General features: G+C 61.6%; 20 protein-coding genes and 2 tRNA genes. 18 read left to right on the top strand and 4 right to left on the bottom strand.

Translation table 11 applies throughout. The features are described 5' to 3' along the window. Positions 1-148: 148 nt before the first annotated feature. From JMN22_RS16635 to pdeM, 9 genes are all read left to right on the top strand, one after another. Positions 149-1,180 carry a ligase-associated DNA damage response exonuclease gene (locus JMN22_RS16635; protein ID WP_198797664.1) on the top strand — a complete coding sequence of 344 codons (1,032 nt, stop codon included), beginning with the start codon at positions 149-151 and terminating at the stop codon, positions 1,178-1,180. Next, positions 1,177-2,865 (top strand): ATP-dependent DNA ligase, encoded by a 1,689-nt coding sequence (locus JMN22_RS16630; protein WP_030139410.1) that lies wholly within the window; start codon positions 1,177-1,179, stop codon positions 2,863-2,865. Before JMN22_RS16635 ends, JMN22_RS16630 begins: the two co-directional genes overlap by 4 nt. Before the next feature lie 362 nt (positions 2,866-3,227). Beyond that, positions 3,228-4,010 (top strand): transporter substrate-binding domain-containing protein, encoded by a 783-nt coding sequence (locus JMN22_RS16625; RefSeq protein WP_198797663.1) that lies wholly within the window; start codon positions 3,228-3,230, stop codon positions 4,008-4,010. 57 nt (positions 4,011-4,067) lie between these two features. After that, positions 4,068-4,796: an ABC transporter permease gene (locus JMN22_RS16620; RefSeq protein WP_198797662.1), complete on the top strand. Its 729-nt coding sequence runs from the start codon at positions 4,068-4,070 to the stop codon at positions 4,794-4,796. Further along, positions 4,793-5,503, top strand: a complete 711-nt coding sequence (locus JMN22_RS16615; RefSeq protein ID WP_198797661.1) for an ABC transporter permease — start codon at positions 4,793-4,795, stop codon at positions 5,501-5,503. The genes JMN22_RS16620 and JMN22_RS16615 overlap by 4 nt, the downstream gene beginning before the upstream one ends. A gap of 27 nt (positions 5,504-5,530) precedes the next feature. Then, positions 5,531-6,649, top strand: coding sequence for a succinylglutamate desuccinylase/aspartoacylase family protein (locus JMN22_RS16610; RefSeq protein WP_030139414.1), 1,119 nt, complete (start codon positions 5,531-5,533; stop codon positions 6,647-6,649). A 13-nt stretch (positions 6,650-6,662) separates the two neighbouring features. Continuing rightward, positions 6,663-7,427, top strand: coding sequence for an ABC transporter ATP-binding protein (locus tag JMN22_RS16605; protein ID WP_181289279.1), 765 nt, complete (start codon positions 6,663-6,665; stop codon positions 7,425-7,427). A 205-nt stretch (positions 7,428-7,632) separates the two neighbouring features. After that, complete coding sequence (locus tag JMN22_RS16600; RefSeq protein WP_198797660.1) at positions 7,633-10,119, top strand: ligase-associated DNA damage response DEXH box helicase; 2,487 nt, start codon at positions 7,633-7,635, stop codon at positions 10,117-10,119. After that, on the top strand, positions 10,119-10,775 hold the full coding sequence (gene pdeM / locus JMN22_RS16595) for a ligase-associated DNA damage response endonuclease PdeM (RefSeq protein ID WP_030139417.1): 657 nt from the start codon (positions 10,119-10,121) through the stop codon (positions 10,773-10,775). Before JMN22_RS16600 ends, pdeM begins: the two co-directional genes overlap by 1 nt. Positions 10,776-10,810: 35 nt before the next feature. On the opposite strand, the gene JMN22_RS16590 is transcribed toward pdeM, so the two are convergent. Together JMN22_RS16590 and dcd are read right to left on the bottom strand one after the other, a co-directional pair. Then, positions 10,811-11,017, bottom strand: coding sequence for a hypothetical protein (locus tag JMN22_RS16590; protein WP_030139418.1), 207 nt, complete (start codon positions 11,015-11,017; stop codon positions 10,811-10,813). Between the two features lie 103 nt (positions 11,018-11,120). After that, a complete protein-coding gene (gene dcd, locus JMN22_RS16585) occupies positions 11,121-11,687 on the bottom strand; it encodes a dCTP deaminase (protein WP_017126297.1) in 567 nt (188 codons plus the stop codon). A 352-nt stretch (positions 11,688-12,039) separates the two neighbouring features. Here dcd and JMN22_RS16580 point away from each other — a divergent pair, with 352 nt between their 5' ends. Next, a complete protein-coding gene (locus JMN22_RS16580; RefSeq protein ID WP_002554837.1) occupies positions 12,040-12,249 on the top strand; it encodes a cold-shock protein in 210 nt (69 codons plus the stop codon). Between the two features lie 193 nt (positions 12,250-12,442). On the opposite strand, the gene JMN22_RS16575 is transcribed toward JMN22_RS16580, so the two are convergent. Next, complete coding sequence (locus tag JMN22_RS16575; protein ID WP_198797659.1) at positions 12,443-13,450, bottom strand: DUF481 domain-containing protein; 1,008 nt, start codon at positions 13,448-13,450, stop codon at positions 12,443-12,445. Positions 13,451-13,607: 157 nt separating this feature from the next. Between JMN22_RS16575 and JMN22_RS16570 the strand changes: the two genes are divergently transcribed. From JMN22_RS16570 to JMN22_RS16555, 4 genes are all read left to right on the top strand, one after another. Further along, a complete protein-coding gene (locus JMN22_RS16570) occupies positions 13,608-13,961 on the top strand; it encodes an MGMT family protein (protein WP_198797658.1) in 354 nt (117 codons plus the stop codon). Positions 13,962-14,005: 44 nt separating this feature from the next. Then, positions 14,006-15,577 carry an AmpG family muropeptide MFS transporter gene (locus JMN22_RS16565; RefSeq protein WP_030139421.1) on the top strand — a complete coding sequence of 524 codons (1,572 nt, stop codon included), beginning with the start codon at positions 14,006-14,008 and terminating at the stop codon, positions 15,575-15,577. Positions 15,578-15,706: 129 nt separating this feature from the next. Next, positions 15,707-17,422 (top strand): proline--tRNA ligase, encoded by a 1,716-nt coding sequence (locus tag JMN22_RS16560; RefSeq protein WP_030139422.1) that lies wholly within the window; start codon positions 15,707-15,709, stop codon positions 17,420-17,422. A gap of 17 nt (positions 17,423-17,439) precedes the next feature. Further along, entirely contained in the window at positions 17,440-18,393 is a 954-nt protein-coding gene (locus tag JMN22_RS16555) for a hypothetical protein (protein WP_030139423.1), read from the top strand. Positions 18,394-18,595: 202 nt separating this feature from the next. Here JMN22_RS16555 and dinB read toward each other — a convergent pair whose 3' ends face one another. After that, complete coding sequence (dinB, locus tag JMN22_RS16550; RefSeq protein WP_198797657.1) at positions 18,596-19,657, bottom strand: DNA polymerase IV; 1,062 nt, start codon at positions 19,655-19,657, stop codon at positions 18,596-18,598. A gap of 282 nt (positions 19,658-19,939) precedes the next feature. Here dinB and JMN22_RS16545 point away from each other — a divergent pair. The 4 genes from JMN22_RS16545 (at position 19,940) to JMN22_RS16530 (ending at position 24,382) form a co-directional block, all read left to right on the top strand. Further along, positions 19,940-20,016: transfer RNA gene (locus JMN22_RS16545), tRNA-Met, on the top strand. Between the two features lie 207 nt (positions 20,017-20,223). Continuing rightward, a tRNA-Met gene (locus JMN22_RS16540) sits at positions 20,224-20,300 on the top strand. A 150-nt stretch (positions 20,301-20,450) separates the two neighbouring features. Then, positions 20,451-23,093: a bifunctional lysylphosphatidylglycerol flippase/synthetase MprF gene (mprF, locus tag JMN22_RS16535; protein WP_198797656.1), complete on the top strand. Its 2,643-nt coding sequence runs from the start codon at positions 20,451-20,453 to the stop codon at positions 23,091-23,093. Continuing rightward, positions 23,093-24,382 (top strand): virulence factor family protein, encoded by a 1,290-nt coding sequence (locus JMN22_RS16530; RefSeq protein WP_198797655.1) that lies wholly within the window; start codon positions 23,093-23,095, stop codon positions 24,380-24,382. The genes mprF and JMN22_RS16530 overlap by 1 nt, the downstream gene beginning before the upstream one ends. Positions 24,383-24,532: the final 150 nt, after the last annotated feature.

The following is a 24,532-nucleotide window of genomic DNA, read 5'->3' as shown; positions in this document are numbered from 1 at the left end:
GGTGTCTCGAGGTCTGCTTCGCAGCCCAACGGGGATGAATCCCCTCGCCACAGTTGCCCATGCTGTCGCTTGATCCCCACCGAAACCCAATCGAACTTCTCCCCTCGCCCCCACCTCTACCAGACAAGCCCATCGCCCCGGTAACCGCATGGATCTTGTCATTGCCCGCCCCGAAGGCCTGTATTGTCCGCCGGGAGATTTCTACATCGATCCCTGGCGCCCAGTGGAACGTTCGGTCATTACCCACGCCCACGGTGACCATGCGCGCGGCGGCAACCAGCACTACCTGGCAGCGGCACCCGGCGAAGGCATCCTGCGCTCCCGACTGGGCCAGGACATCAATCTGCAAATCCTGCCCTACGGCGAGCGCCTGCAACATCACGGCGTCACCTTGAGCTTTTATCCTGCTGGCCATGTGCTGGGCTCAGCCCAGGTGCGGCTGGAGTATCAAGGCGAAGTGTGGGTGGCGTCCGGCGACTACAAGGTCGAGCCCGACGGCACCTGTGCGCCGTTCGAACCAGTGAAATGTCATACGTTCATTACCGAATCCACCTTCGGCCTGCCGATCTATCGCTGGCAACCCCAGGCACAGGTCTTCGATGAGATCAACCAGTGGTGGCGCGAAAACATTGCCGCTGGCCGGGCCAGCGTGTTGCTCTGCTATTCCTTCGGCAAGGCCCAGCGAATTCTCCATGGCATCGACGCAAGCCTCGGGCCGATCCTCGCCCACGGTGCGGTGGAGCCGCTGAACCGGGTCTATCGCGAAGCCGGGGTGCATTTGCCGCCAACGCTCTACGCCGGCGACGTCAAAAAGAACGATCCGATCATGGGCCAGGCCCTGGTCATCGCCCCGCCCTCCGCCGGCGGCAGCACCTGGATGCGTCGGTTCGGCGATTACAGCGATGCGTTTGCCAGCGGCTGGATGCGCTTGCGCGGTACGCGTCGGCGCCGTGGCGTGGACCGGGGCTTCGTATTGTCCGACCACGCCGACTGGCCAGGCCTGCTCTGGGCGATTGAACAGACCGGTGCGGAGCGGGTCATGGTGACCCATGGGTCGGTTGCCGTGCTGGTGCGCCACCTGCGCGAGCAAGGCCTCGACGCCCAAGGCTTCACCACGGAGTACGGCGACGATGAAGAAGACGCCGCCTCGGCGGTCGGCACAGGTGAGGAGGCTTCATGAAAGCCTTTGCCGAGCTGTACGCCGAACTGGACGCCACCACTTCCAGCAACGCCAAGCTGGCCGCCATGCAGAATTATTTCGCCAAGGCGCCAGCCGAGGACGCCGCCTGGGCGGTGTATTTCCTGTCCGGCGGCCGGCCACGGCAATTGGTGCCAGTGAAAATCCTTCGGGAGGTGGCGGTCCAGGTGTCCGGCTTGTCGTTGTGGCTGTTCGAGGAAAGTTACCAGGCCGTGGGCGACCTGGCCGAAACCATCTCGCTGGTGTTGCCGGAGTCGCCCCACAGTTCCGACGAAGGCCTGGCGCGGTGGATCGAAGAAAAGCTGCTGCCGTTACGCGGCGAGTCGCCTGAAGTACTGGCCGAACGACTGCCGGTGCTATGGTCGCAGCTCGACCGACCAAGCCTGATGCTGTGCATCAAACTCATCACCGGCAGTTTCCGCGTCGGCGTGTCCAAGCTGTTGGTGACCCGGGCGCTCGCCGCCATGGCCGGCCTGGACAGCAAACGGGTGGCTCAGCGGCTGGTGGGCTACACCGATTTGTCCCATCGACCGACAGCGGCCAGCTATCTCAAGCTGATCGCTATCGAATCCGCTGACGAACATGCCCAGCGCGGCGGCCAGCCTTATCCGTTCTTCCTGGCCCATGCGTTGTCTGCGCCAGTGGATCAATTCGACTCACTGCTGGGGCCGGCCAGTGATTGGCAGGTGGAATGGAAATGGGACGGGATCCGCGCCCAGGTGATCAAGCGCGACGGACATTTGTGGGTGTGGTCGCGAGGCGAGGACTTGGTGACTGAACGCTTTCCGGAATTGCATCCCCTGGCCCAGGCGTTGCCCGACGGTACGGTGATCGATGGCGAAATCGTGGTCTGGAAAGCCCCGCAATCAGTCACCGAGGACGCCTTCGACCCGGAGGCGCCGCTACAACCGGCGGTGCAGCCCTTCGCCTTGTTGCAGCAACGTATCGGTCGCAAGACCCTGGGCAAGAAAATCCTTGAAGACGCCCCCGTGGTGGTGATGGCCTACGACCTGCTGGAATGGCAAGGCGAGGACTGGCGCAGCCGGCCCCAGGCCGAGCGCCGCGAGCAGTTGGAAACCCTGGTCGCCCGCTGCCACAGCCCGGTGTTGTTGCCGTCGCCCGTCGTGACCGGCCGGGACTGGCTCGACCTCGCCCACCAGCGCGAAGCCTCCCGTAGCCTGGGCGTCGAAGGCATGATGCTCAAGGCCCGTAACGCCCTGTATGGGGTGGGCCGGACCAAAGACATGGGGGTGTGGTGGAAGTGGAAAATCGACCCGTTCAGCGTCGATGCGGTATTGATCTATGCCCAACGCGGCCATGGCCGACGCGCCAGCCTGTACAGCGACTACACCTTCGCCGTGTGGGACAACCCGCCGGGCAGTCGTGAGCGCACCCTGGTGCCGTTCGCCAAGGCCTATTCAGGGCTGACCGATGCGGAAATGCGCCAGGTCGACAGCATCGTGCGCAAGACCACGGTAGAAAAATTCGGCCCGGTTAGCAGCGTCACGCCGACCCTGGTGTTCGAATTGGGCTTCGAAGGCATCGCCTTGTCCAAGCGCCACAAGAGCGGGATCGCGGTGCGCTTTCCACGGATGTTGCGTTGGCGCCAGGATAAAACCGTCGAAGAGGCCGATACCCTGGCAACACTTCAGGACCTGCTGAAATAACACCGCTCCCTTTGTGGCGAGGGAGCTTGCTCCCGCTGGGCCGGGCTGGCGCTCCAGCGCGAAGCGGCCCTCTGGTTCTGTATGCCACACCGCGTGGGGAGGCTGCGCCTCCAGCGGGAGCAAGCTCCTTCGCCACAAAAGCGCAGAGCCAACGAACAGCACGCTCCATCCCGGTGCGCTTTTTGATGTACGCTCCCCCTCGCGCACCATCGCGTTCCGTCACCCGCCGCCAGTGCTTTTAAAACACTTGTTCGGCACTATGGTTCGGAAATTGCTACCTTTATGCCGTCATACCGTTCAGACCTTCACCGGTAACAATCCAACGCGCCACAAGCGCTCAAATTGGTTTTAGGGACTCGATAATGAAAAAAGCACTGCTGACCCTTTCTGCACTGGCATTGTGCATGGCTGCTGGCGCTGCCACGGCCAAGGAATACAAGGAACTGCGTTTTGGTGTCGACCCGTCCTACGCCCCGTTCGAATCCAAGGCCGCCGACGGCAGCCTGGTCGGTTTCGACATCGACCTGGGCAACGCGATCTGCGAAGAACTGAAGGTCAAATGCAAATGGGTCGAAAGCGATTTCGACGGCATGATCCCGGGCCTCAAGGCCAATAAATTCGACGGCGTGATCTCGTCCATGACGGTGACCCCAGCCCGCGAAAAAGCCATCGACTTCTCCAGCGAGCTGTTCTCCGGCCCAACGGCTTATGTATTCAAGAAAGGTTCGGGCCTGAGCGAAGATGTTGCCTCGCTCAAGGGCAAGACCGTCGGCTACGAGCAAGGCACCATCCAGGAAGCCTACGCCAAGGCCGTGCTGGACAAGGCCGGCGTCAAGACCCAGGCCTACCAGAACCAGGACCAGGTCTACGCCGACCTGACCTCCGGCCGCCTCGACGCCGCGATCCAGGACATGCTCCAGGCCGAACTGGGCTTCCTGAAATCGCCAAAAGGCGAAGGCTATGAAGTCAGCAAGCCGGTGGACAGCGAACTGCTGCCATCCAAGACCGCTATCGGTATCAAGAAAGGTAACAAAGAGCTGAAGGCACTTTTGGATAAAGGTATCAAAGCGTTACACGACGACGGCAAGTACGCCGAAATCCAGAAAAAACACTTTGGCGATCTGAATCTGTACAGCGGCAAATAATGTGCGGTGCCCACCCGGTTTCGGGTGGGCACTTTTTTTCTGCCAAAGGCACCTTCCATGTTCGAACAACTCCTACAAAATCTGGGGCTCTCGGCCTTCAGCCTGCAGGGCTTCGGCCCGCTGCTGATGCAAGGCACCTGGATGACGATCAAGCTCTCTGCCCTGTCCTTGCTGTTAAGCGTCTTGCTCGGCCTGCTGGGCGCCAGCGCCAAGTTGTCCAGCGTCAAGCTGCTGCGTATTCCAGCCCAGCTCTACACCACGCTGATTCGCGGCGTACCCGACCTGGTGCTGATGCTGCTGATCTTCTACAGCCTGCAAACCTGGCTGACTTCTTTTACTGATTTCATGGAATGGGAATACATCGAGATCAACCCATTCGGCGCTGGGGTCATCACCCTGGGCTTCATTTATGGCGCGTACTTCACCGAAACCTTTCGCGGCGCGATCCTCGCGGTGCCTCGCGGGCAGGTCGAAGCGGCCACGGCTTATGGCCTCAAGCGTGGCCAGCGTTTCCGCTACGTGGTGTTCCCGCAAATGATGCGCTTTGCCCTGCCGGGCATCGGCAACAATTGGATGGTGATGCTCAAGGCCACCGCACTGGTGTCGATCATCGGCCTGGCCGACCTGGTCAAGGCGGCACAGGACGCGGGCAAGAGCACCTACCAGCTGTTCTACTTCCTGGTGCTGGCAGCGTTGATCTACCTGCTGATCACCAGCGCATCCAATGTCATCCTGCGCTGGCTCGAACGCCGCTACGCCGCCGGAGCCCGGGAGGCCGTGCGATGATCGAACTCCTGCAGGAATACTGGCGACCGTTCCTCTACAGCGACGGCGTCCACATCACGGGCCTGGCGATGACCCTGTGGCTGCTCAGCGCTTCGTTGCTGATCGGCTTCGTGGTGTCGATCCCGCTGTCCATCGCCCGGGTTTCATCCAAGTTCTACGTCCGCTGGCCCGTGCAGTTCTATACCTACCTGTTCCGTGGCACGCCGCTCTACATCCAACTGCTGATCTGCTACACCGGCATCTACAGCATCGAGGCGGTACGCGCCCAACCCGTGCTCGACAGTTTCTTTCGCGACGCGATGAACTGCACGATCCTGGCCTTCGCCTTGAACACTTGCGCGTACACCACGGAGATTTTTGCCGGGGCAATCCGCAGCATGAACCATGGCGAGGTCGAAGCGGCCAAGGCTTACGGCTTGACCGGCTGGAAGCTCTACGCCTACGTGATCATGCCGTCGGCCCTGCGTCGTTCACTGCCGTATTACAGCAACGAAGTGATTCTGATGCTGCACTCGACGACCGTGGCGTTCACCGCTACCGTTCCCGATGTACTGAAAGTCGCGCGAGACGCCAACTCGGCCACATTCCTGACGTTCCAGTCGTTCGGGATCGCCGCGTTGATCTACCTGACCGTCACGTTTGCACTGGTGGGCCTCTTCCGTCTCGCCGAACGCCGCTGGCTGGCCTTTCTCGGCCCAACCCACTAAGGCTTCCGTTCCAGGACATACACGTAAATGCGCCACCAGATCCATGACCTGCTGGCCCCGCTGCCGGGGACCGCACGCAAGATCCACAGCTTCCACTTCGGCCCGGAAAAAGCCGAGGGCAAAATCTATATCCAGTCGTCCCTGCACGCCGATGAGCTGCCCGGCATGCTCGTGGCCTGGCACCTCAAGCAGCGCCTGGCCGAACTCGAGGCGTCCGGCCACCTGCGGTACGAAATCGTGCTGGTGCCTGTCGCCAACCCCATCGGCCTTGAACAGGTATTGATGGATGTGCCCCTGGGCCGCTACGAACTGGAGAGTGGGCAGAATTTCAATCGCCGCTTCGTCGACCTGAGCGAAGAGATCGGTAACGAAATCGAAGAGCTGCTCACCGACGATCCGCAGCACAACCTGTTGCTCATCCGCACCAGCCTGCGTGATGCCCTGAGTCGGCAGACCGCCGGCACTCAACTGCAATCCCAGCGCCTGGTCCTGCAACGACTGGCCTGCGACGCCGACATGGTGCTCGACTTGCATTGCGACTTCGAAGCCGTGGCCCACCTCTACACCACGCCCGAAGCCTGGCCCCAGGTCGAGCCGCTGGCACGCTACATCGGTGCCGAGGCCAGCCTGTTGGCCACCGACTCGGGCGGCCAATCCTTCGATGAGTGTTTCACACTGCTCTGGTGGCAACTCAAGGAGCGTTTTGGAGAACGATTCGAAATCCCCCTGGGAAGCTTTTCGGTCACCGTCGAATTGCGCGGCCAGGGTGACGTCAACCATGGCCTGGCGAGCCTCGACTGCCAGGCCTTGATCGAATACCTGATCCGCTTCGGCGCCATCGACGGCGAACCGGTGCCGTTGCCCGACCTGCCCTACCCAGCCACGCCGTTGGCCGCCGTCGAACCGGTGGCGACGCCGGTCGGCGGCCTGCTGGTGTACAGCGCCCTGCCCGGCGAGTACATGGAGGCCGGGCAACTGATCGCCGAGATCATCGACCCGGTCAACGACACCGTCACCCCCGTCCATTGCCGTAATGCCGGGCTGCTATACGCCCGCTCGCTGCGTCGCATGGCCACTGCCGGCATGGTCATCGCCCATGTCGCCGGGACCGAAGCCTACCGCAGTGGTTACCTACTTTCGCCTTGAGGATGCCTGCTCCATGTACAAACTGACCATTGAAGGCCTGCACAAGAGCTACGGCCAGCATGAGGTGCTCAAAGGGGTTTCGCTCAAGGCCAGGACCGGCGACGTGATCAGCCTGATCGGCGCCAGCGGCTCGGGCAAAAGTACCTTCCTGCGTTGCATCAATTTCCTCGAACAACCCAACGACGGCGCCATGAGCCTGGACGGCCAGTCGATCCAGATGATCAAGGATCACCACGGCATGCGTGTGGCCGACGCCGACGAGTTGCAGCGCATCCGCACGCGCCTGGCCATGGTGTTCCAGCACTTCAACCTGTGGAGCCACATGACCGTGCTGGAAAACATCACCATGGCGCCGCGCCGGGTGCTGGGTGTCAGCAAGCAGGAAGCCGACGACCGCGCCCGTCGCTACCTCGACAAGGTCGGCCTGCCGGCCCGCGTTGCCGAGCAATACCCGGCGTTCCTCTCCGGCGGCCAGCAACAGCGCGTCGCGATTGCCCGCGCATTGGCGATGGAGCCGGAAGTCATGCTGTTCGACGAGCCGACGTCGGCCCTGGACCCGGAACTGGTAGGCGAAGTGTTGAAGGTCATCCAGGGCCTGGCCGAAGAAGGCCGGACCATGATCATGGTGACCCACGAAATGAGCTTCGCTCGCAAGGTGTCCAACCAGGTACTGTTCCTGCACCAGGGCCTGGTGGAAGAAGAAGGCGCGCCGGAAGACGTATTGGGCAATCCGAAGAGCGAACGGCTCAAGCAATTCCTCAGTGGCAATCTTAAATAACTCCCCGCCCCCGTGGCGAGGGAGCTTGCTCCCGCTGGGCTGAAGCGGCCCCCTGGCCTTGGCTGACACGCTGCTGGGGAGACTGCGCCTCCAGCGGGAGCAAGCTCCCTCGCCACAACAGCGCGCCCGCCACAACCAAGTCATAAAACCTTTCACCCGCCGCCGTGGTCTCTGAAGAAGGACTTTCAGGGCATGCACGGCACCCATGGCGACATCCAGCAACTTCGCGAAACAGTGGTTCGACGCCCGGGGCTGGAAGCCGTTCGCTTTTCAAAAACACGTGTGGGCCGCCGTCAAGCGCGGCGAGTCGGGGCTGCTGCATGCCAGCACCGGCGCCGGCAAGACCTACGCCGTCTGGTTTGCCGCCCTCAATCGTTTCGCGCGCTCAGTGCCGCCGCCGGATAAGCCGCGCAAACGCAAACCGCCGGCCGAGCCGTTGACGGTCTTGTGGATCACGCCCATGCGGGCCTTGGCCGCCGACACCGCCAAAGCCCTCGAAGCGCCGCTCACGCCGTTGCAAATCCCATGGAGCGTCGGCCTGCGCACTGGCGACACCAGCGCCAGCGAGCGCGCCCGCCAAGGCCGGCGCCTGCCCACTGCGCTGATCACCACACCGGAAAGCCTGACGCTGATGCTGGCCCGTGCCGATGCGCAAACCGCCGTCTCGACCCTGCGCATGGTCATGGTGGATGAATGGCACGAACTGCTCGGCAACAAGCGTGGCGTCCAGTTGCAATTGGCGTTGGCGCGCCTGCGACGCTGGCATCCCGGGCTGATTGTGTGGGGCGTATCCGCGACCTTGGGTAATCAGGCACACGCCGAGCAAGTCCTTATCCCGCAAGGCAACGGGGTCAGCGTGCAGGGCGCCAACGGCAAAGCCCTACAGGTCGATACGCTGTTGCCACCGACCCTCGAGCGCTTTCCATGGGCCGGGCACATCGGCTTGAAAATGCTGCCTCAGGTTGTCGCCGAAATTGACGCCAGCGGCAGTTGCCTGGTCTTCACCAACACCCGCGCGCAATCGGAAATCTGGTACCAGGCCATTCTCGATGCGCGACCGGATTGGGCCGGGCTGATTGCGCTGCACCACAGCTCGTTGTCCCGTGATACCCGCGACTGGGTGGAGCGAGCGTTGAAGGACGGCCAGCTCAAGGCCGTCGTGTGCACGTCCAGCCTGGACCTCGGCGTGGATTTCCTTCCCGTCGAACGCGTGATGCAGATCGGCTCGGCCAAAGGCGTTGCGCGACTGATGCAACGCGCCGGGCGCTCCGGCCATGCGCCGGGACGGACCTCGCGGATAACCCTGGTGCCCACCCATAGCCTGGAGCTCGTCGAGGCTGCCGCTGCCCAGGACGCCGCGGCACAGCGACGCATCGAACCGCGGGAATCGCCCGACAAACCCTTGGATGTCCTGGTCCAGCACCTGGTCAGCATGGCCCTGGGCGGCGGTTTCACTCCCGATGAGCTGTTCGACGAGGTCCGTAGCGCCTGGGCCTACCGCAACCTGAACCTGGCTGAATGGGCCTGGGCCCTGGCGTTCGTTCGTCACGGCGGGTTGTCGCTGACGGCCTACCCCGACTACCGACGGGTCGAACCGGACGAACACGGCATCTGGCGCGTCCCCGACGCCCGCCTGGCCAGGCGTCATCGCATGAGCATCGGCACCATCGTCAGCGACGCCAGCCTGCAACTGAAGTTCTGGAGCAAGGGCGGTGGCGGCAAGACCCTGGGCAGCGTGGAAGAAGGTTTCATCGCACGCCTGCGGCCCGGCGATGGTTTCCTGTTTGCCGGCCGGCTGCTAGAGCTGGTCCGGGTGGAGGACATGACCGCCTACGTGCGGCGCAGCCAGGCGAAGAAAGCCGCCGTACCGCGCTGGAACGGTGGGCGCATGCCGCTTTCCAGCGAGCTCGCCGCAGCTGTCGTGGCGCGCCTGAGCGAAGCCGCCGCCGGTCATTTCGACGGCCCGGAAATGCAAGCGGCGCAGCCCATGTTGAGCACGCAACTGCGCTGGTCCGGTTTGCCCACGCAAGGCACGTTGCTGGCCGAAACCCTCAAATCCCGGGAAGGTTGGCACTTGTTCCTGTATCCATTCGCCGGACGCCAGGTTCACCTGGGACTCGCCAGCTTGCTGGCCTGGCGCGTCAGCCAACGGCAACCGGTGACGTTTTCCATTGCGGTCAACGACTACGGCCTGGAATTGCTCAGCGCCACCGAGCTGGATTGGTCGGCACACCTGAACCCGACGCTGTTGCGCACCGACCACTTGCTGGACGACGTCCTTGCCAGCCTGAACGCCGGTGAACTGGCCTTGCGCCGCTTCCGAGAGATCGCCCGGATCGCCGGGCTGGTGTTCGCCGGCTATCACGGCGCGCCGAAGAGCACTCGGCAAGTCCAGGCGTCCAGCGGCTTGTTCTTCCAGGTGTTCAAGCAATACGACGCCGACAACCTGCTGCTGGCCCAGGCCGGCGAGGAAGTCCTGCGCGAAGAACTGGATATACGCCGATTGGAGCAGACCTTGGAACGCCTCGATACCTTGAAGCTCGACCTGCATGTCATCAAGCGCCCGACCCCGCTGGGTTTCCCATTGCTGGTGGAGCGGTTCCGCGAAAGCATGAGTTCGGAAAAGCTCGCCGACCGCATTCGCCGAATGGTCAGCGAACTGGAAAGAACCGCCGATCGGGGGACCGCCTGATGGCCGCGCCCTATCCCGTCAACCTCGCCGGGGAAGAGCTCTGGCTGCTCCCGCAAAAAGCCCTGTACTGGCCCGCCCAGGAAACGTTGATGGTGGCGGATGTACATTTCGGCAAAGCCGCTGCGTACCGCAGCCTCGGCCAGCCGGTTCCCCATGGCACGACAGCGAGCAACATCGCGGCGCTCGATGCATTGCTGGCGAGCCTGCCCTGCCGACTGCTGATTTTCCTTGGAGATTTTCTCCATGGGCCCGGCTCCCATGCACCGGGAACCTTAAGGGCCTTGGCGGACTGGCGTGCGCGACACCCGTCCCTGGCCATGACGCTCATACGCGGCAATCACGACAAGCGTGCCGGCGACCCGCCGCCGGGCCTGAATATCCGCGTCGTCCCCGAGCCGCTGCTGCTGGGTCCTTTCGCCGTGCAACACGAACCGCACCCGCATTCGAGCCGGCACGTTCTGGCCGGCCACGTGCACCCGGTCTACCATCTCAGTGGCAAAGGTCGGCAGCGGCTGCGCCTGCCGTGCTTTCGCCTCGGCAGCGACATCAGCCTGCTGCCGGCTTTTGGCGCGTTCACGGGAGGCTATCGGGTCGAGCAAGGGAACGATTGCAAGATCTTTGTCATCGGCGACAACGAAATATGGCCCGTCAGTTGAAGCATTTGCGCTTCATCTGACGGGCCATGTTCGGATCAGGCTACGGGAGCAGGAGGTGGCTCGTCCGGAAGCGTCGGCTCACCGGGTTCGGTGGGTTCCGTGGGGTTGGGATCAGGATCGGGGTCACCGGGAATCCCACCCGCCGCTTCGACAGGATGGGCCAGCAGTGACCAAGCCAGGACGCCGATCTGATTGGGCTCAAGCCTTGCCAGTTCGGCACTGATTCGCGGATCGATCTTCATAGAGCTACTCCTGAGCGAAGGCCCATTGGGGCTGACGCAAAAAAACGGGCAGTACACTTCATAGAGTGCCTGCCCGCTCAGGAATTCCAACAGCTCGTCAGAATCAGGTACGCGGCAGTGTCACGCCGCGCTGGCCCTGGTATTTACCACCCCGATCCTTGTAGGACACTTCGCACTCCTCGTCGGATTCGAGGAACAGCATCTGCGCCACACCCTCGTTGGCATAGATCTTCGCCGGCAGGGTGGTGGTGTTGGAGAACTCCAGCGTCACATGGCCTTCCCACTCAGGTTCCAACGGCGTCACGTTGACGATGATGCCACAGCGGGCATAGGTGCTTTTGCCCAGGCAGATAGTCAATACGTTGCGCGGAATGCGGAAATACTCCACGGTGCGGGCCAGGGCGAAGGAGTTCGGTGGAATGATGCAAACATCGCTCTTGATGTCGACGAAGCTCTTCTCGTCGAAATTCTTCGGGTCGACGGTGGCGGAATTGATGTTGGTGAACACCTTGAATTCATCGGCGCAGCGCACGTCGTAGCCGTAGCTGGAAACGCCGAAGGAAATCAGCCGGTCGGCGCCTTCGCCACGCATCTGGCGCTCGACGAAAGGCTCGATCATGCCGTGCTCTTGCGCCATGCGGCGAATCCACTTGTCCGATTTGATGCTCATGGCGGGTTTCCTGAATAGCGAGGTGGAAAAAACTGTCCGGCATCTTACCGGGGCGCGGGTCGGGTTCAAAGTGCGCGACGCAAATCTCGGCGATCCACCTTGATTTCCGGGCCCCGGCGGCCATCGCGCTTGCCGTCAGTCATTAAAACCGAGAAACCTTCGCAAAGACCATTGGCACGTTCCGGAAAAAGGGTTAAGGTGGCGTCACTGTGCTGCTTGTGTCACTGAGAATCTCTACACGATATGTTGAATTTCGATCCAACCATCTACAAGAATTTTTCCTGCTCTTTGCACTCAGTCTCGGCCAGGGTTCTTCCTGAGTCGCAGTTATCTTTGTTCAAGGAGTTACACCATGTCTAATCGCCAAACCGGTACCGTTAAGTGGTTCAACGATGAAAAAGGCTTCGGCTTCATCACCCCACAATCCGGTGACGACCTGTTCGTTCACTTCAAAGCTATCCAATCCGACGGCTTCAAAAGCCTGAAAGAAGGCCAACAGGTTTCTTTCATCGCTACCCGCGGTCAGAAAGGCATGCAAGCTGAAGAAGTTCAAGTTATCTAACTTGTCCTTGCTTTAGTAAGAAGCCCCGCCCTTAAAAGCGGGGCTTTTTTGTGCCTGTCGTTTTTCAGGCACAAAAAAACCTGTGGGAGCGAGCTTGCTCGCGATAGCGATCTGTCAGTCAACGTAGATGTTGCTGATCCACCGCTATCGCGAGCGATCTCGCTCCCACATTGGTTTGTTGGTTAGCCTGGGATTACCAGGTCACGCCAAACCCAGCCGTGTAGCGCGTCTTGCTCAGGTCGCTGTCTTCAGTCCCTTCGATCACGTCCTTCTCGGCCTTGAGGTTGAGCGACGCCCAGTCGGTCACCTTGTAGCGCAACCCGACTTCCGCGTCATAGGCGTAGTCGGCGACATCGGATAGCGGCTTGCCGACTTCGCCGTTGGTGAAGAACTCCACGCGCTTGCCAATCAGGTAGCGGTTGTAATCCCACTTCATGGCGACGGAATAGAAGTTGTCCTTGCCCCCATCGCGATATTCGTAATCCGTGCGGTTGAGCAACGAACCCAGGGAGAACGCTCCCAGCTCGTCATCCCAGAATTGGTAGCCCGGACCGGTACCGACTACGCGCTGGCGGGCCAGGTCTTCGACTTTGTCGCGCTTGTAATTGAGGCGACCTTGCCAGAACCATTTGTCAGTGATGAACCGGTCGAGGGAATATTCCAGCCGCCAGTTGTCCGCCGACACCACGTCATCCTGGAATTCACGGTTGTACTCGCCTTCAGCAGTGTGCCGCCACCTGCCGTGGCGCGCAGAGGTCTTGAAATCGATGTCGTAATCGTCGGTATCAGCTTCTGCGCGCTGGTAATCCAGCGCGGCGTCGATATTGCCTTTCCAGACCAAGTCCTCGACCACCGGCTTGGGCTTGAGGATCTGCTGGATACTCGCCAGCTCAACGGTCTTGGGCGCATCACCATTGGCCAAAGTCACCTTGCCCTCTTCCGCAGGCTGCAGGGCCTTGGCCTTTTCGCCAGAATAAGCGTCCTGCTTGACCAACAATTGCTGGTCGCTTTCAAGTGTCTTGACCTGTTTCCAGTCAATCGGGACCGCGCCGGCGTAATCGGTCTGGATCAACAGTTTGCCGCCATCGAAAACGGTAATCTTGCCGCTGAGCTTGTCGCCGTTCTTCAACCAGACGGTATCGGCAAGCAATGGCATGGAGGCGCTCGTAACAGCTAGGCACAGCAGGGTTCTGGACAACATAAGCGATAATGGGCTCAAGTTTTCGGTGAAAAGGCGGCATTATCCCCCAGGATGACACCTCAGCAACGACTGACCCGCGTACGGGTGATGAGTTCACTTATCAACACGATCCGTAGGAATTAATCTACAGACGGACCTATTTCCAGGAACAACCCCCGTGACTGACACCCCAGCGCCTCCCGAAAATCCAGCCCAAGTCCGACGAACCACGCTCTACCTGACCCTGGCGCAGGTACCGGAAGGCAAAGTCGTCACTTATGGTCAGCTTGCCGATATGGCCGGCCTGGGCCGCGCGGCCCGCTGGGTCGGACGCACGCTCAGCCAATTGCCGAACGACACCAAGCTGCCCTGGCATCGAGTGCTGGCGGCCGGCGGTCGGATCAGCCTGCCGGCGGGCAGCGCCTCGGGAGATGAACAACGCGCACGCTTGCGCATGGAAGGGATCAGTGTCCTGAATAATCGTGTTGATATTCAGCGCCATGGCTGGCGCCCGGTAGAGCACAGCGGTTAGAGTGCGCGCTTTGTTTTCGCAATTTTTGAGGCAGACTCCAGCCCATGCCCCGTAAAACCTGGCGCGCCGCCCTCGCCGCCTATGCCAGTCCTTCGACGCTCGTGCTGTTGCTGCTTGGCTTCGCCGCCGGCTTGCCGTACATGCTGGTGTTTTCCACACTCTCGGTCTGGTTGCGCGAGGCCGGCGTGGCCCGCGAGACCATCGGTTACGCGAGCCTGATCGGCCTGGCCTATGCCTTCAAATGGGTGTGGTCGCCATTGCTCGATCAATGGCGCCTTCCGTTGCTGGGCAAACTGGGGCGTCGGCGCTCATGGTTGGTGCTTTCCCAAGGCCTGGTGATCCTCGGCCTGGTCGGGATGAGCTTCTGCGACCCGCAAAAGCACCTGTCCTGGTTGATCGCGATTGCCGTCATAGTCGCCTTCGCCTCAGCCACCCAGGACATCGCCGTCGATGCCTATCGCCTGGAAATCGTCGAAGACACCCGCCAGGCCGCGTTGGCCGCCAGCTATATGTCTGGCTATCGGGTCGCCGCACTGCTCGCCACGGCCGGCGCGCTGTTCTTCGCCGAAGGGTTTGGCTCCACCGGGTTCAGCTACAAGCATTCGGCCTGGGCCGGAACGTACCTTCTGTTTGGCGTGCTGATGGTGCCAGCCTTGCTGACGTCACTCTTGATGCGCGAACCCCCCGTACCGCTGCGCACCCAGTTACAGGCCGGGCGCTATACCTTCGTTCACCAACTGGCCTCGGTCTTCGTGCTGATCGTGCTGCTGGTTTCGGTTCCGGCGATGTTCACCCAGCTCTACAACACTGACTTCGCCAGCGTATTGTTCGAAGGCGTCAGCCTGCTCGACCTGCTGCTCGAAGATCGCGCGTTCCTGCGGGCCATCCTCTACATCCTCCTGACCGCCCTGTGCCTGTCGTCCATGGGGCGTCGAGGCCTGGCGCCGGTACTGACGCCCGTCAACGACTTCATCCTGCGCTACCGCTGGCAGGCGCTCCTGCTGCTGGGACTGATCGCCACCTACCGGATGTCCGACACGGTCATGGGCGTCATGGCCAATGTGTTCTACATCGACCAAGGCTTTACCAAGGACCAGATCGCCAGCGTCAGCAAGATCTTCGGGCTGATCATGACACTGGTCGGCGCCGGCATGGGCGGCCTGCTGATCGTGCGTTTCGGAATCCTGCCGATCCTGTTCATCGGCGGTGTTTCCTCGGCCGCCACCAACATCCTGTTCCTGATGCTCACCGACATGGGCCCGAACCTGAAGATGCTGATTGTCACGATTTCCCTCGACAACTTCAGCTCAGGCCTGGCCACCTCGGCATTCGTCGCCTACCTGTCGAGCCTGACCAACCTGAAATTCTCGGCCACCCAATATGCCCTGCTCAGCTCGATCATGCTGCTGCTGCCACGCCTGATTGGCGGCTACTCAGGGGTGATGGTGGAGAAATTCGGCTATCACGATTTCTTCCTGATCACCGCCCTGCTCGGCGTGCCGACCTTGCTCCTGATCGCCTTGCATTGGTACCAGGAAAATAGTCGCCAAGGCCCGACGCCAGAATCGGAGTCGGAGCCGGAATCAACGCCAACCCGGCCCGCCCAAGAGTCGTAGGAAAGCTCAGCAGGCGCCGAAGAAACCGGCGCCTGGATCCGGCAACAGGCCACGCGCCTGTACGCCAGGGCATCTCGCCCGTACAATGCTGCGTCACTTCTCGTCATCAGCAACCGACAACGGCCAACCATGCGCACCAGTCAATTTTTGCTCGCCACACAGAAAGAAACGCCTTCCGACGCCGTCGTGATCAGCCATCAGCTGATGCTGCGTGCCGGCATGATCCGCAAACTCGCCTCCGGCCTGTACACCTGGCTGCCGATGGGCCTGCGGGTGATGCGCAAGGTCGAAGCCATCGTTCGCGAAGAGATGGACGCCGCCGGCTCCCTGGAAGTGTTGATGCCGAGCACCCAACCGGCCGAGCTGTGGCAGGAGTCGGGGCGCTGGGAGGAATACGGCCCCGAGCTGCTGCGCATCAAGGACCGTCATGGTCGCGACTTCTGTGCAGGCCCGACCCACGAAGAAGTGATCACCGACCTGATGCGCAACGAGTTGAGCAGCTACAAGCAGCTGCCGATCAACCTGTACCAGATCCAGACCAAGTTCCGTGACGAGATCCGTCCGCGTTTCGGCCTGATGCGCGGTCGCGAGTTCATCATGAAGGACTCCTACTCGTTCCATGCCGACCTGGCGTCGTTGCAGGTCACTTACGACCGCATGCACCAGGCGTATTGCAACGTGTTCACTCGCCTGGGCCTGAAGTTCCGTCCTGTAGAAGCCGACAACGGCTCCATCGGCGGTGCCGGCTCGCATGAATTCCATGTCCTGGCCGAATCCGGCGAAGACGACATTGTCTTCAGCAACGGCTCCGATTACGCCGCAAACATCGAGAAAGCCGAAGCCGTGCCACGGGAAACATCCCGCGCCGCGCCGGCCGAAGAATTGCGCCTGGTGGACACGCCGAACACCAAGACCATTGCCCAATTGGTGGAAGGCTACAACCTGCCCATCGAGCGCACCATCAAGACACTGATCGTGCGTGCGGAAGAAGAAGGCAAGCTGATTGCCCTGATCATCCGTGGCGATCATGAGCTGAATGAAATCAAGGCCGCCAACCAGCCTGGCGTCGCCAGCCCGCTGGTCATGGCCACCGATGCCGAGCTGCGCGACGCCATCGGCGCTGGCGCCGGCTCCCTCGGCCCGCTGAACCTGCCGCTGCCGATCATCATCGACCGCTCCGTGGAATTGATGAGCGACTTCGCCATCGGTGCCAACATCGATGACAAGCATTATTTCGGCGTGAACTGGGAGCGCGACCTGCCGGTTCCAACCGTCGCGGACCTGCGCAACGTCGTGGCCGGCGATCCAAGCCCGGACGGCAAGGGCACCCTGGAAATCAAGCGCGGCATCGAAGTCGGTCACATCTTCCAGCTGGGCGACAAGTACAGCAAGGCGATGAAATGCGAAGTGCTGGGCGAGAACGGCAAGCCAGTCACCCTGCAGATGGGTTGCTATGGCATTGGCGTGTCCCGCGTGGTGGCCGCCGCCATCGAGCAGAACAACGACGAGAACGGGATCATCTGGAGCGACACACTCGCGCCGTTCCAGATCGCCCTGGTGCCGCTGCGTTATGAAACCGAACAGGTTCGCGAAGCCACCGACAAGCTCTACGCCGAATTGACGGCCGCCGGCTTCGAGGTGCTGCTGGACGATCGCGACAAGAAAACCAGCCCCGGCATCAAGTTCGCCGACATGGAGCTGATCGGCATCCCGCACCGGATCGTGGTCAGCGACCGAGGCCTGGCCGAAGGCAACCTGGAATACAAGAGCCGTACCGAGGCCGAGCCGCAAGCGCTGCCGGTCGCCGACGTGCTGTCCTTCCTCCAGGCCCGTATCCGCCGCTGAGACCAGATAGAGACGTCATGTTCAAGCGAAACACCTTAGGCCTCGGGGGCGCCGCACTGTGCGGCGCCCTGCTGGTCAGCGGCTGCGCCAACCAGATGTCGCAACGCAACGAGCACGAAGAACGGATCGAGCGAAAGCTGCTCGACCATAGCCTGCAGATCGATGTGGGCGAACCCAAGGTGCTCGATCTGCCGCAGCGTCGGGTACGGATCAATGAGCAGAAGACTTTCGAAGTCACCGAATTCGAAGTCACCCGCCACTACGATCGCTACACGCCCTACCAGCCTTGGCGGGAGATCTACGAGATCCCGCTGGGCGCGGTAGCGGTGGTCGCTGGCGTCGGCGCGAACGTGGTCAACGTATTCGCCTTGGGCAGCCTCCCCGACTCCGCGACCCGCGACTGGATCAGCTACGGTTTCGCCGGGCTGAACCCGTTCATGAACGTACCTTCCAACGGTCGGGCGCAACAGAACCTTGCCGGTATCGACGAAGTCCAGCGTGACAAGCGCACGGAACACTCGAGCCTGCCCTGGAGCGAGCGCCCGGTCGAAGTGAAAGCCGCTCGCCAGACGTTCGAGATGAGCACAGACCGCAATGGCGTGTTGCGCTTGAACTTGCTGGAAAGCCCCTTCGCCGAACATGACCTGAGCCAATTCGGGAAATTGCAGATCAGCGTGACCGATGCCCAGGACGAGGTGCACACCGATTCATCCCTGAGCATCAGCAGCACGCTGCGCAGCAAGTTGGTGGAGGCCCATGGGCTGATCTACGACGATTTGGAAGATGACGAAGTGAGCCAGTGGGTCCACCGGGTCAAACGCCTGTCGGAACTGGGGCTTGAAGAAGAAGCCAGCGAGCTGGAACAGAGCCTGATCGAGCTGACCCGCAACGATCCGGAGCTGCAGACCGAGTTCATGAAAGCCTTGACCAAGGATGGCGGGCGGTTGGTGGCGGATCCTGGCGCCAATTGACTCCAGTTCGGATGCTCCCCCCGTGGCGAGGGAGCTTGCTCCCGCTGGGCCGCGAAGCGACCCCCAAAAAACTGCCGAATGCGGAGCTCCAGATACACCGCACTCGCCGGTTCACGGCTGCTTCGCAGCCGAGCGGGAGCAAGCTCCCTCGCCACAAGGGTCCAGAGGACCTTAATGAACAGCGTTACCCTTTGGCGAGCGCTCAACGCTCGAACAACTCCAACTGCTCAAACCCGCCCCGCAAATCCTCCAACCGTACCCCTATCCCCAATAATCTCACCGGCTTGCCGCCCCGGTTGAATGCCTGGGTCAACAGCAACTGGTAACTGCCCAAGTCCCGTCCTGCTCCTGCTTGCTCCAGGGTGGTCTGGGTAAAGTCATGGAATTTCACTTTAACGAACGGCTTGCCCGGCCGGTAACTGCTGTCGATCCGCGCCATCCGCCCACTGAGGGTCTGCATCAGCTCCGGCAGCTTGTCGAGACAGCTTTTCAAGTCGGGCAAATCGACGTCGTAAGTGTTTTCCACACTGATGGACTGTCGCCGGCTGTCGTTCTGCACCAGGCGCTCGTCGATCCCACGGGCAAGACTCCAGAGCCTCTCACCGAAACTGCCGAATTCGCGCACCAGCGCGAGCTTGTCCCATTGGCGCAAGTGCAGGCAATCAACGATACCCAGCCTGTTCAGTTTATCGGCGGTGACCTTGCCGACCCCGTGGAGCTTGCTCACTGGTAGCGCCGAGACGAAATCGTCCACCTGATCGGGGGTTATGACGAACAAGCCGTTGGGTTTCTTCCAGTCGCTGGCGATCTTGGCGAGAAACTTGTTCGGCGCGACGCCTGCGGAGACGGTGATGTGCAGTTGATTGGACACACGCCGACGAATGTCCTGGGCGATACGCGTGGCGCTGCCGCCAAAATGCGCGCTGGCGGAGACGTCCAGGTACGCCTCGTCCAGGGACAGCGGCTCGATCAGGTCAGTGTAATCGCTGAAGATTGTTTGGATTTCCTTCGACGCTTCCCGATAGGCCTCCATCCTCGGCTTGACGATGGTCAGGTCAGGGCAGAGTTTCAGGGCATGGCCGGAAGACATGGCCGAACGCACGCCGTAGGCCCGCGCTTCGTAGTTGCAAGTAGCGATCACGCCTCGCCGGTCCGCCGAACCGCCAACCGCCAGGGGCTTGCCGGCCAGCCGTGGATCATCGCGCATTTCGATAGCGGCATAGAAACAGTCGCAGTCGACGTGGATGATTTTGCGTTGCGTCATAAAAGAAGCGGCATATGGGACCAATCGGAGCGCCAGTATCGCATTCGGACCTGTATATAGCACCAGTAGTTTGAAATATCCTGCAGCAGACCTGGAAAAAGCCTACGTAAATTTATTTCCTCAATCGCACCGAACCCGGTAATAGAGCGCGAACCCTTGCCAGCCGTGCGTCACAGCGCTGTCATATTACCTTTCGGAAGGCTAACCAATTGAAGCGGAACAGGTTTTTCCGGATAAGGGATTGACAGTGCGCCAATCCTCTGTAGAATGCCGCCACACAGACGCGGGATGGAGCAGTCTGGTAGCTCGTCGGGCTCATAACCCGAAGGTCGTCGGTTCAAATCCGGCTCCCGCAACCAAACATCAAGAAAGGCTACTCGAAAGAGTGGCCTTTTTTGTGGGCGCCAGTTTTATACCAACCGACAGACGTCGCCGCTAGGCGCCCTGAGTTGTAGGACAATTTCCTTTTGTTTTTCGAGCATTTAGGCGAACGACCGTTAATTTGCCCCTTTGCCTTATTAACGGTTGACACTCTGGCGTTCGCCTGTAGAATGCCGCCACACAGACGCGGGATGGAGCAGTCTGGTAGCTCGTCGGGCTCATAACCCGAAGGTCGTCGGTTCAAATCCGGCTCCCGCAACCAAATATCAAGAAAGGCTGCTCGAAAGAGTGGCCTTTTTTGTGTCTGTCGAAAAAGCCGCATTACAAATATTTTGTAATTATTTTCCGCCGCAGGGATTGGTAACTTGGCTGGATACCCCCATCCTGTCGCGCATAGCTCAAGAGGTGATTGATGCGCGCCCACTCGTCTGACCCGCAAGACCCCGTTACTGCGACACAACCGATCAAGGCCGAGCGACTGCGTTGGCTGGACCGGATCAGCCAGTACCGCCAACCTATCGGTCTCGCCGTCACGCTGCTGCTGTTTGCGATCGCGTTGATCGCCTGTCGCCACCTCCTGAGCGAGCTCGATCTTTACGCCTTGCATGACTCGATCCTCGACGTGCCGAGGCCGGCGCTGCTCGGCGCAATTGTCGCCACCGTCGCCGGCTTCGTGATTCTGCTGGGTTATGAATGGTCCGCCACCCGCTACGCGGGCGTAACGCTGCCGCCTCAAACCATGGTCCTCGGCGGTTTCACTGCGTTTGCCATTGGCAATGCCATCGGCCTCTCATTGCTGTCGGGCGGCTCGGTTCGTTATCGCTTGTATGCGCGGCATGGCCTGGGAGCAGCCGACGTCGCCCATATGACCTTGTTCGCCAGCCTGTCCCTGGGCTGCGCGCTGCCCCCCTTGGCCGCGCTGGCAACCCTGAGCAACCTGCCCGCCGCGTCTGCCGCCTTGCACCTTCCCGCCGTCTTGCTGGGTTCGATCGCCGTGGCGGTCCTGTTGCTCACCAGCGTGCTGGCCGTTGGCATCTATCGTCGTCGGTTGCCTGAGCAACCCTACCGGGACAGCCTGCTGGTCAAGGCCGGTCGCCGTACGCTGCGCCTGCCGGGCCGGCGCCTGACATTCCTGCAACTGGTCATTACCGCGCTGGATGTCGCCGCAGCCGCTACGGTGCTTTACCTGCTGCTGCCTGAAGCGCCACCGTTCGGTCCATTCCTGCTGGTGTATCTGCTCGCGCTGGCCGCCGGCGTACTCAGCCATGTGCCGGGTGGCGTCGGGGTGTTCGAGGCGATCCTGCTGGCCGCGTTTGCCGACAAGCTGGGCGCCGCACCGCTTGCCGCCGCCCTGTTGCTGTATCGCTTGATCTACGTGCTGCTGCCGATGCTGGTGGCCTGCGTGCTGCTGCTGATCAACGAGGCGCAACGGCTGTTCCAGACGCGCCAGACCCTGCGTGCGGCGTCAGGTTTTGCGGCGCCGATCCTGGCCGTACTGGTATTCCTGTCTGGCGTGGTGCTGCTGTTTTCCGGTGTCACCCCCGAGATCGACACACGCCTGGAGCACATCGGCTTCCTGATTCCCCATCGACTGGTGGACGCCTCGCACTTCGGCGCGAGCCTGGTGGGCGTGCTCTGCCTGTTGCTGGCCCAAGGCCTGCGCCGGCGCCTGTCCGCCGCCTGGATGCTGACCACGGTTTTGCTGCTGGTGGGCGCCCTGCTCTCGCTGCTCAAGGGCTTTGACTGGGAAGAAGCCACGCTGCTGACCCTGACCGCTGCCCTGCTGGCAGTGTTCCGACGCTCTTTCTACCGTCCGAGTCGCCTGACCGAACTGCCGTTTTCGCCTTTGTTCCTTATCGCCAGCCTCTGCGTGCTGGGCGCATCGATCTGGCTGTTGCTGTTTGCCTATCAGGACGTGCCCTACAGTCACCAATTGTGGTGGCAGTTCACCCTGGATGCCGATGCCCCCCGAGGCCTGCGCTCGTTGTTGGGCGCCGCCGTCCTGCTGGTGGTGGTTTCCCTGACCTGGCTGCTGCGCACGGCGCGCCCCGTGATCCATCAGCCCACGGCGGAAGAGCTGGAGCGTGCCAAGACCATTCTCATGGCGTCCTCGCAACCGGACGGTGGCTTGGCCCTGACCGGTGACAAGGCGCTGCTGTTTCACCCTAACGACGAAGCGTTCCTGATGTACGCGCGTCGCGGCCGCAGCCTGGTGGCACTGTATGATCCGATCGGACCGACCCAGCAACGGGCGGAAATGATCTGGCAGTTCCGCGACCTTTGCGACATTCATCATGCTCGCCCGGTGTTTTATCAGGTACGTGCCGAAAACCTGCCGTACTACATGGACATCGGCCTGACCGCGATCAAGCTGGGCGAAGAAGCGCGGGTCAACCTCAAGCGTTTCGACCTCGAGGCCAAGGGCAAGGAGATGAAGGACCTGCGTTACACCTGGAACCGCGGCACCCGGGATGGCCTGTCGCTGGAGATCCACGAGCCGGGGCAGGCGCCGATGGATGAGCTCAAGGTCATTTCCGATGCCTGGCTGACCGGCAAGAACGTACGGGAAAAAGGGTTTTCCCTGGGCCGCTTCAGCGACGACTACCTCAAGCATTTCCGCATCGCGGTGATTCGTTTCGAGGGCAAGCCAGTCGCGTTCGCCAACTTGTTGGAAACCCACAGCCATGAACTGGCCAGCCTCGACCTGATGCGCGCCCACCCCGAAGCCCCGAAACTGACCATGGAGTTCATGATGGTCGGCCTGATCCAACATTATAAGAACCATGACTACGCACGCTTCAGCCTCGGCATGGTCCCTCTCTCGGGCCTGCAACCGCGTCGTGGCGCACCGCTGACCCAACGCCTGGGTTCGATGGTGTTTCGCCGTGGCGAGCAGCTCTACAATTTCCAGGGGCTGCGCCGTTTCAAAGACAAATTCCAGCCTGACTGGGAACCTCGTTACATGGCCGTGCCCGCCGGACTCGATCCGCTGGTCGCGCTGGCCGATACCGCCGCCCTGATTGCAGGCGGCCTGACTGGATTGGTGAAACGCTGATGACGCAACGCTTTTGGCGATACCTGGTAGCCAGCCTGCTGGTGCTGGCGGTGATTCTTGGTGGCGGCTACTGGTACTGGAACCGCCCCGCCCCGCAACCGACCCTGGAACAACTGGAGCCCGCCGACGGCGCGCCGATGACCCGGGTCATTCCTGGCTCCAAGTCGCGTGCCCATGTGCTGGTGGCGGTCAATGACGACCAGAAGCTCAGCGACACCCAACTGACGACCCTCAGCCGCAGCGGCTCGGCAGAGATCGTCCAGGTGATCCTGCCCAAGGACTGCATGTTGCAGGGCCGCGCCTTGCAGGCTGGCCTGAGACAGCTTCATGGGCCGGCCACGCTGGTCAGCGGCATCGGCCCTGGCGCCGTGCTGGCCTGGCGCTGGTTGGCGGAACAGAAGGACGACAAGGCCCAGGCCGTTTCGGTGGACCTGGCCCTGGAAAAGCCCGGCTGCACGCACCTGCTACCGAAAAGCGCCGCCCACGGTCGCTGGCTGGTGGCCTGGAACGACAACCCCGACGACACCAGTGCCGGTTTCGTGCGGGACCAGCACAACGCCGAAACCAGCATCAGCGACTACGACATCAACCTGCCGCAGGTGCTGAACAACGAGTTGCGCAAGATTCTGGTCGGTACCGAAAAGGGCAAGGGTGGCTTGAGCATCCCGGTGGTGGAAGTGCCTGCCAGCCAAACGCGGGATACCGTGACGCTGTTCCTTTCCGGTGACGGTGGCTGGCGCGACCTGGACCGCGACGTGGCCGACGAAATGGCCAAGCTCGGCTACCCGGTGGTCGGCATCGACACCCTGCGCTACTACTGGCAGCACAAGAGCCCCGAACAGAGCGCGACCGACCTGACCGAACTGATGCAGCACTACCGGCAGATCTGGGGCACGAAGCGCTTCATCCTGACCGGCTACTCCTTCGGCGCCGATGTGCTGCCAGCGATCTACAACCGCCTGCCCGCTACCGAACAACAGCGGGTCGATGCGATTATCCTGCTCGCCTTCGCCCGTACCGGCAGCTTCGAGATCGAGGTCGAGGGCTGGCTCGGCAACGCCGGCACCGAAGCCGCCACGGGCCCGGAAATGGCCAAGCTGCCCGCCGAGAAAGTGGTGTGCATCTATGGCGGCGAAGAAGCCGACGAAAGCGGCTGCACCGACAAGACGGCCGTGGGTGAGGCGATCAAATTGCCGGGCGGCCACCACTTCGATGAAAACTACCCGGCCCTGGCCAAGCGGTTGATCGATGAGATCAACAAGCGGCAGAGCAAGCCTGCCGAGCAGTAAGCGGGTGCGAGCCTGACAAAGCCCCGGCAGCCTTACGGTTGCCGGGGCTTTTTTGTGCCAGCTCGACCTGCACAACACCCTGTGGGAGCGGGCTTGCTCGCGAAGGCGGCGTGTCAGTCGACAGAATCGCTAACTGGCACGCCGCCTTCG

This window comes from Pseudomonas sp. HB05 (assembly GCF_016756915.1).
Taxonomy (GTDB): Bacteria; Pseudomonadota; Gammaproteobacteria; order Pseudomonadales; family Pseudomonadaceae; genus Aquipseudomonas; species Aquipseudomonas alvandae.
Note: the sequence above shows the minus strand (reverse complement) of the source record. Positions and strands in the feature narration are given on the sequence as shown.

Bases quoted from the DNA above. Each gene is read 5' to 3' on its own strand.
- pdeM (WP_030139417.1), top strand. From the start codon at position 10,119: ATGGCCGCGCCCTATCCCGTCAACCTCGCCGGGGAAGAGCTCTGGCTG.
- JMN22_RS16560 (WP_030139422.1), top strand. From the start codon at position 15,707: ATGCGCACCAGTCAATTTTTGCTCGCCACACAGAAAGAAACGCCTTCC.
- JMN22_RS16605 (WP_181289279.1), top strand. From the start codon at position 6,663: ATGTACAAACTGACCATTGAAGGCCTGCACAAGAGCTACGGCCAGCAT.
- dcd (WP_017126297.1), bottom strand. From the start codon at position 11,687: ATGAGCATCAAATCGGACAAGTGGATTCGCCGCATGGCGCAAGAGCAC.
- JMN22_RS16590 (WP_030139418.1), bottom strand. From the start codon at position 11,017: ATGAAGATCGATCCGCGAATCAGTGCCGAACTGGCAAGGCTTGAGCCC.
- JMN22_RS16530 (WP_198797655.1), top strand. From the start codon at position 23,093: ATGACGCAACGCTTTTGGCGATACCTGGTAGCCAGCCTGCTGGTGCTG.
- JMN22_RS16630 (WP_030139410.1), top strand. From the start codon at position 1,177: ATGAAAGCCTTTGCCGAGCTGTACGCCGAACTGGACGCCACCACTTCC.
- JMN22_RS16635 (WP_198797664.1), top strand. From the start codon at position 149: ATGGATCTTGTCATTGCCCGCCCCGAAGGCCTGTATTGTCCGCCGGGA.
- JMN22_RS16555 (WP_030139423.1), top strand. From the start codon at position 17,440: ATGTTCAAGCGAAACACCTTAGGCCTCGGGGGCGCCGCACTGTGCGGC.
- mprF (WP_198797656.1), top strand. From the start codon at position 20,451: ATGCGCGCCCACTCGTCTGACCCGCAAGACCCCGTTACTGCGACACAA.
- JMN22_RS16615 (WP_198797661.1), top strand. From the start codon at position 4,793: ATGATCGAACTCCTGCAGGAATACTGGCGACCGTTCCTCTACAGCGAC.
- JMN22_RS16565 (WP_030139421.1), top strand. From the start codon at position 14,006: ATGCCCCGTAAAACCTGGCGCGCCGCCCTCGCCGCCTATGCCAGTCCT.
- JMN22_RS16610 (WP_030139414.1), top strand. From the start codon at position 5,531: ATGCGCCACCAGATCCATGACCTGCTGGCCCCGCTGCCGGGGACCGCA.
- JMN22_RS16580 (WP_002554837.1), top strand. From the start codon at position 12,040: ATGTCTAATCGCCAAACCGGTACCGTTAAGTGGTTCAACGATGAAAAA.
- JMN22_RS16625 (WP_198797663.1), top strand. From the start codon at position 3,228: ATGAAAAAAGCACTGCTGACCCTTTCTGCACTGGCATTGTGCATGGCT.
- dinB (WP_198797657.1), bottom strand. From the start codon at position 19,657: ATGACGCAACGCAAAATCATCCACGTCGACTGCGACTGTTTCTATGCC.
- JMN22_RS16600 (WP_198797660.1), top strand. From the start codon at position 7,633: ATGGCGACATCCAGCAACTTCGCGAAACAGTGGTTCGACGCCCGGGGC.
- JMN22_RS16575 (WP_198797659.1), bottom strand. From the start codon at position 13,450: ATGTTGTCCAGAACCCTGCTGTGCCTAGCTGTTACGAGCGCCTCCATG.
- JMN22_RS16620 (WP_198797662.1), top strand. From the start codon at position 4,068: ATGTTCGAACAACTCCTACAAAATCTGGGGCTCTCGGCCTTCAGCCTG.